Below are 6,000 nucleotides of genomic sequence, written 5' to 3'. Positions count from 1 at the left end.
TTTTCCGTAATCGCTTTCCCGGCCTCTTCCTTTTGATATAATAGAAAGGCAAGTTTGGAGAAAAAGGAGGATACTATGGGCCGAGTTTGGTGGAAGGACAAAGTGATCTATCAGATCTATCCCCGGAGTTTTTGCGATTCCAATGGGGACGGGATTGGGGATATTCCGGGCATCATCAGCAAGTTGGACTACCTGAAGGAACTCGGGGTGGACCTCCTCTGGATTTCTCCCCTCTACGCCTCGCCCAACTACGACAATGGTTATGACATCTCCGACTACTATGCTATCCACCCCGATTTCGGAACCATGGCGGACTTCGACCGCCTGGTGGCTGAAGCGGACCGGCGGGGGATAGGGATCATCATGGACATGGTCATCAACCACACCTCCACCGACCACCCCTGGTTCCAAAAGAGCATCCAGGGGGAGGAGCCCTACAAGGACTTCTACATCTGGCGGCCCGGCAAGGGGGGGAAAAAGCCTAACAAATGGACCGGGTTTTTCGGGGGGGACACCTGGGAATATGTCGAGGAGAGGGGGGAATATTACCTCCACCTCTTTGCCAAGGAGCAGGCCGACCTCAACTACCGGAACCCCCTGGTGGTGGAGGCCATGGAGGAAGTTATGACCTTCTGGCTGGACAAGGGGGTCAAGGGCTTCCGCCTGGACGTCATCAACATCATCCATAAAGACAGCCTGGAGGATGGGGCCTTCCGCCCGGTCCTCCGGGGAAGCGAGTTCTACCTCTCCCGGCCCGGCCTCCACGTCCTCCTTAAGAACTTTCACCAAAAGATTTGGGCGCCACATGAGGCCTATACGGTGGGGGAGACGGTCTTTGTGGACCCGGATGAGGCCCATCGACTGACCGACCCCGACCGGGAGGAGCTCTCGGCGGTCTTTGCCTTTGAGCATATGGAGACTGACTGCTTTGGGGTCAAGTGGTTCCCCCGGTCCTTCTCGCCCGGGCGATTTTTCAAGGTCCTGGCTAAGTGGCAGGCCGCCCTTCCCTGGAATACGGTTTACTTTGAAAACCACGACCAGCCAAGATCCCTCTCCCGCTTCGGCGATCCCGAGACCTATCCCCGGGAATCCGGCAAGGCCCTGGCCCTTCTCCTTCTTTCCCTCCGGGGAACCCCCTACATCTACCAGGGCCAGGAGATCGGCATGACCAACTTCGACTTTACTTCCATGGACCAGGTGGAAGATGTGGAATCCCGCCAGGTCTGGTCCATCATCCGGAAGGCTCATTTTCCCCGGGGTCTCTATTGGAAGGTCATGCGGGCCAAGAGCCGGGACAATGCCCGGACCCCCATGCAGTGGTCGGGGGAGGCCGGGGCCGGATTTACCACGGGAAAACCCTGGCTGGGGATCAACCACAATCATGTGACCTGCAATGTGGCTGAGGAGGAGGGGGATCCCGACTCCCTCCTCCACTTCTACCGCCGCCTCCTGGCCTACCGGAAGGGGTCAGCCCCCCTCCTGGAAGGGGACTTCCATGAGCTTGATCAGAAGGGGTCGGTTTGGGCCTTCGAGCGGAGGACAGAGGAAGGGGAGGGTCTCCTCTTCCAAATCAACCTCTCGGTCAAGCCTTCCCGGTCTTATCTGTCCGGCCCCTGCCTCTTTTCTTCCTATGAGGAGGGCCGGGTTGGGGAGAACCTCCGGCCTTATGAGGCAGCATTAATGGAGATCCCGGTCGGGGAAGATGACCGGAAAGGAGACCAGGATGATTGATGTCCAAGATGGCTATTTCCGATTGGCCGGCCGGGAGACGGCCATGGTCCTCCACGTCAACGAATCGGGCCGGCTGGAGATGGTTCATTATGGGGGACCCGTGGCTCTTTCGGACGCCCCCTTCCTCCGCTTCCACCCTCTCTTGACCTATGGGACAGAGCTGGAAGATGACCAGGGGAATTTCCCTGACCATGAGCCCTTGGCCTGGTCGGGCCTGGGCCGGGGGGATTTCCGCGAGCCGCCCTTGGAAATCTCCTTCTCGGATTCGGCGTTTACCAACGAATTTCTCTATGACAGCCATGAGATCCTGGAGGGGGCCTGTCCCATGAAGGGCCTTCCCTCCGGAAGGGGGGAGGGGGCCCAAAGCCTGGTCATCCACATGAAGGAGGCCGCCCGGCCCCTGGACCTGGACCTGGTCTTTACCCTCTTTCCTGATGAGGATGTCATCGGACGGCGGGTCCGCATTGTCAATCGGGGAGAGGAGCCCGTGGTTCTGGATAAGGTGATGTCCACCATGATGGACCTCCCGGGCCGGGATTATGGCCTCCTCAACCTGACCGGGACCTGGAACCGGGAGGCCCACCCCGTCTTCCGGAAGCTGGCGGTCGGCCGGACGGTCCAGGCCTCCCTGACCGGGGCCTCATCCAACCGGGTCAATCCCGCCTTCGCCCTCTATGAGAAAGGGGCAGGGGAGGACCGGGGCCGGGTTTACGGCTTCAACCTCATCTATTCGGGCAACCACTATGCTTCGGTGGAGGAAAGCCCCCACCACTTCTACCGGGTCCAGGCCGGGATCAATCCCGAGGGCTTTTCCTGGACCCTTGGGTCCGGAGAGACCTTCGAATCTCCCCAGGCAGTCATGACAACCACGGACCGGGGTTTCGGAGGGATGTCCGACCACTTCCACCGCTTCATTAACAAGAGGATTATTTCCGAGGCCTGGCAGGACCGGGACCGGCCCATCGCCATCAACAGCTGGGAGGCCATGGGCCCCCGCATTAGCGAAAGCTCCCTCCTCAAGCTGGCCAAGGAAGGCAGGGACCTGGGCATGGAGCTCCTGGTCCTGGATGACGGTTGGTTCCAGGGAAGGGAGTCGGATACCGCCGGCCTGGGCGACTATAGCGAAGATGCGAAGAAACTTCCGGGCGGCCTGGACCGCCTGGCAAGGAAGGTCCGGGACTTGGGCATGGACTTCGGCCTCTGGGTCGAGCCCGAAAGTGTCAACCCGGATAGCGACCTCTACCGGGCCCATCCCGATTACGCCATCCAAAGCCCTGACCGGACGCCCATCCTGGGCCGCCACCAGCTCCTTTTGGACCTGACCCGGCCTGAAGTTCAGGACTATATCGTGGACCAGGTCAATGGCCTCCTGGACCGCCTCCCCATCTCCTATATCAAATGGGATATGAACCGACATATGGCGGACTTTTTCAGCCCCACTTGTCTGGCCGGGGAGCTGGCCCATCGCTACATCCTCAGCCTCTACCGGATCCTGGACCGGATTTTCGGGACCCACCCCCAGGTTCTTTTGGAGATGTGCTCATCCGGAGGTAACCGATTCGACCTGGGCATGCTGGCCTATGCGCCCCAGATCTGGGCTTCGGACGATACGGACCCGGTGGAGCGGCTGACCATACAGAAGGGCCTGTCCTACTTCTATCCCCAATCCACCATCTCCTGCCATGTTTCAGCCGCCCCCCACAGCCAGACCCTCCGCCGGACCCCCCTGCCCACCCGGTTCAACGTAGCGGCTATGGGGGTCCTGGGCTATGAGCTGGACCTGGGTCGGCTGAGCCCGGTGGACAAGAAGGCCATTCAAGCCCAAACGGCCTTTTATAAGGACCACCGGTCCCTTCTCCAGAGGGGGACCTTCCACCGGAGGGATGACCTTCCGGATCACCAGGAGGGCTTTGCCATTCTCTCTCCGGACCGGAGGCAGGGGGTTGTCCTCATGGCCCAGCGCCACTTGGACCATGCCGGGCCCGCCTACGACCGTCTCAAAGTGTCCCAAATTGACCCGGACCTGTCCTATTTGGTCCGGTCCCGTCCCCAGAAGTGCCAACTTGCCCGCTTCGGCCACCTCCTCAACTACGTCCTCCCGCCCTATCTCAAGGGGGACTCCCTCCCGGTCGCCATCGTCGGCCGCCATATGGCTTTGGATGAGGAGGAATTTGAAGGCCAAATGACCGGCCGGGCCCTCAGGGAGGGGATCTTCCTCCCTGACCAGTTCAAGGGGTCAGGCTATGATAAGAAGCTCCGCCTCTGGGGGGACTACGGGGCCCAACTGTACACCATCCAAGCCCTTCCCGAGGGGGAGGGAGAAGTGGAAGGAGAATCCAATGACAACGAGTAGGAAGACACCCAATGCCAAATCCGAGGGGAAAATGTCCGCCCAGGACCGACGGAATATGTTCTTCTTTGGAGCAGGAACCCTGGGTCGGGATATGTTCTACGCCTTTGAGGCCAATGCTCTGATTTATTATTTATCCAACATCCTCAACCTCCCTCGGGAGATCTTTATTGCCACCAGCCTGGTCTTTACCATCCTCCGGGTCTTTGATGCCCTCAATGACCCCCTCATGGGCTTGATCGTGGACAACATCGACTCCAAGCACGGGAAGTTCAAGCCGCCCATGCTGGTCGGGGCTTTGGGAGCCGCCGCCTGCTACCTCATCCTCTTTTATGACTTCGGCTTCCGGAACTTCCTCTTTCCCCTGATTTTCGCCATCGCTTACCTGGGCTGGGACCTCTTTTTCGGCCTCAATGATATCGCCTACTGGTCCATGCTCCCCTCCCTCAGCCTTGACCCCAAGGTCCGGGAGAAGATGGGAGCCTGCGCCCGGATCTTCGCCAACCTGGGCATGTTCACCATCATGATCGCCTGGCAGCCCATCACCTCCGCCCTGGGCAACACCCCCCAGGCCTGGTTCACCGTCGCCTTAACCGTGACCGCCCTCATGTTATTCTTCCACCTCTTCCCCCTCCTGGGCGTCAAAGAAAAGCCCCAGCTCTTCCAGCGCCAGGAAGAAAAGACCGGCCTCAAGGATATGTGGCGGATCCTGACGGGCAACGACCAGCTTCTCTGGACCACCCTGGCCATGTCCCTCTTTACCGTGGGCTACGTCACCACCACAACCGTTTCCATTTATTACATGCAGTACGTCTTTGGTGACCAGGACCTCTATCCTGTCCTGGCTGCCGTCGTTGGCGTTGCCCAAATCGGCGCCCTCCTCATCTTCCCGGCCGTCTCCAAGGGCCGGACCCGCCGGCAGATGTACCAATTCTCTACCATCCTGGTCGTCATCGCCTACCTCATCATGGTCTTCGCCGAGACCTCCCTCTATGTCCTTTTGGGCGCCGCCCTCCTCCTCTTTGTCGGCGAGGCCTTCATCCAGCTCCTCATGCTCATGTTCCTCGAGGACACTGTGGAGTACGGCCAATGGAAGCTGGGGAGCCGGAACGAGTCCATCACCCTCTCCGTCCAGCCCCTGATCAACAAGATCGGCGGAGCCCTCTCCATGGGGATTGTCTCCCTGGCCCTGGTCCTCTCCGGTATCAAGCAGGGAGCCGAGGCCGCCCAATCCATCGACGCCGGCGGCCAGATGGTCATCCGCCTGGTCTTCATCGGCATCCCCCTGGTCTTCATCATCGCCGGCTACCTGGTCTACCATTTCAAATTCAAGATCAATGAGGAACTCTATCAGAAAATCCTCCAAGACCTGGAAGACCGCGGGCAAATCCGCCGGGAAAACTAAGGAAAAGAAAAAGAGCCGCGCTGGCGGCTCTTTTTTTTGTGGGGGTGGTGCTGACATTCGGCAGGTGGAGGGTCCGGTGCCCTGGCTAGGGCTCATATTCGGCATGAGCCAGGGGGCCTCTACCCTGGCTGGGGCTCATATTTGCTGTTGGCCAGGGTAGCCTCGCCCTGGCTGGGGCTCAAATCTGCCATGAGCCAGGGCAGCCTTTACCCTGGCTGGGGCTCAAATCCGCCATGAGCCAGGGCAGCACCGCCCTGGCTGGAGTTTGATTCCGCCAGGAGCCAGGGAGCCTTTACCCTGGCCGGAACTCATATTTGCCGATAGCCAGGGAAGCCACCCTTGACGGCAGGACAAAATTCGCTTTTCTGCCTTCGCCGACGGCGACGAACTCAACAATTTCCCTTCCTTCCCCGTCGGCTATTTCATTCTAGCGAATTTTGCCCTTGGACTGTCAAGGGCAAGTCGCCTGCGGCGGTGGCTTTTGCCTTGGGCTCTGAACTCATCAGCTTGCTTG

The 6,000-nt window shown here is 59.7% G+C and carries 3 protein-coding genes; all 3 read left to right on the top strand.

The genetic code is table 11. The features are described from left to right. Positions 1-75: 75 nt before the first annotated feature. Genes HGKM_RS07605 through HGKM_RS07595 form a run of 3 tightly spaced genes read left to right on the top strand, consistent with a single transcriptional unit; the run spans position 76 to position 5,486 of the window. On the top strand, positions 76-1,731 hold the full coding sequence (locus HGKM_RS07605; protein ID WP_019134749.1) for an alpha-glucosidase: 1,656 nt from the start codon (positions 76-78) through the stop codon (positions 1,729-1,731). Next, complete coding sequence (locus HGKM_RS07600) at positions 1,724-4,084, top strand: alpha-galactosidase (RefSeq protein WP_019134748.1); 2,361 nt, start codon at positions 1,724-1,726, stop codon at positions 4,082-4,084. Before HGKM_RS07605 ends, HGKM_RS07600 begins: the two co-directional genes overlap by 8 nt. Beyond that, entirely contained in the window at positions 4,071-5,486 is a 1,416-nt protein-coding gene (locus HGKM_RS07595; RefSeq protein ID WP_019134747.1) for a glycoside-pentoside-hexuronide (GPH):cation symporter, read from the top strand. Before HGKM_RS07600 ends, HGKM_RS07595 begins: the two co-directional genes overlap by 14 nt. The last annotated feature ends 514 nt before the right edge of the window (positions 5,487-6,000 follow it).

Origin of the sequence: Kallipyga massiliensis ph2, assembly GCF_000311985.1 — a bacterium.
Taxonomy (GTDB): domain Bacteria; phylum Bacillota; class Clostridia; order Tissierellales; family Peptoniphilaceae; genus Kallipyga; species Kallipyga massiliensis.
This window is presented reverse-complemented; position numbering and strand designations above follow the sequence as displayed.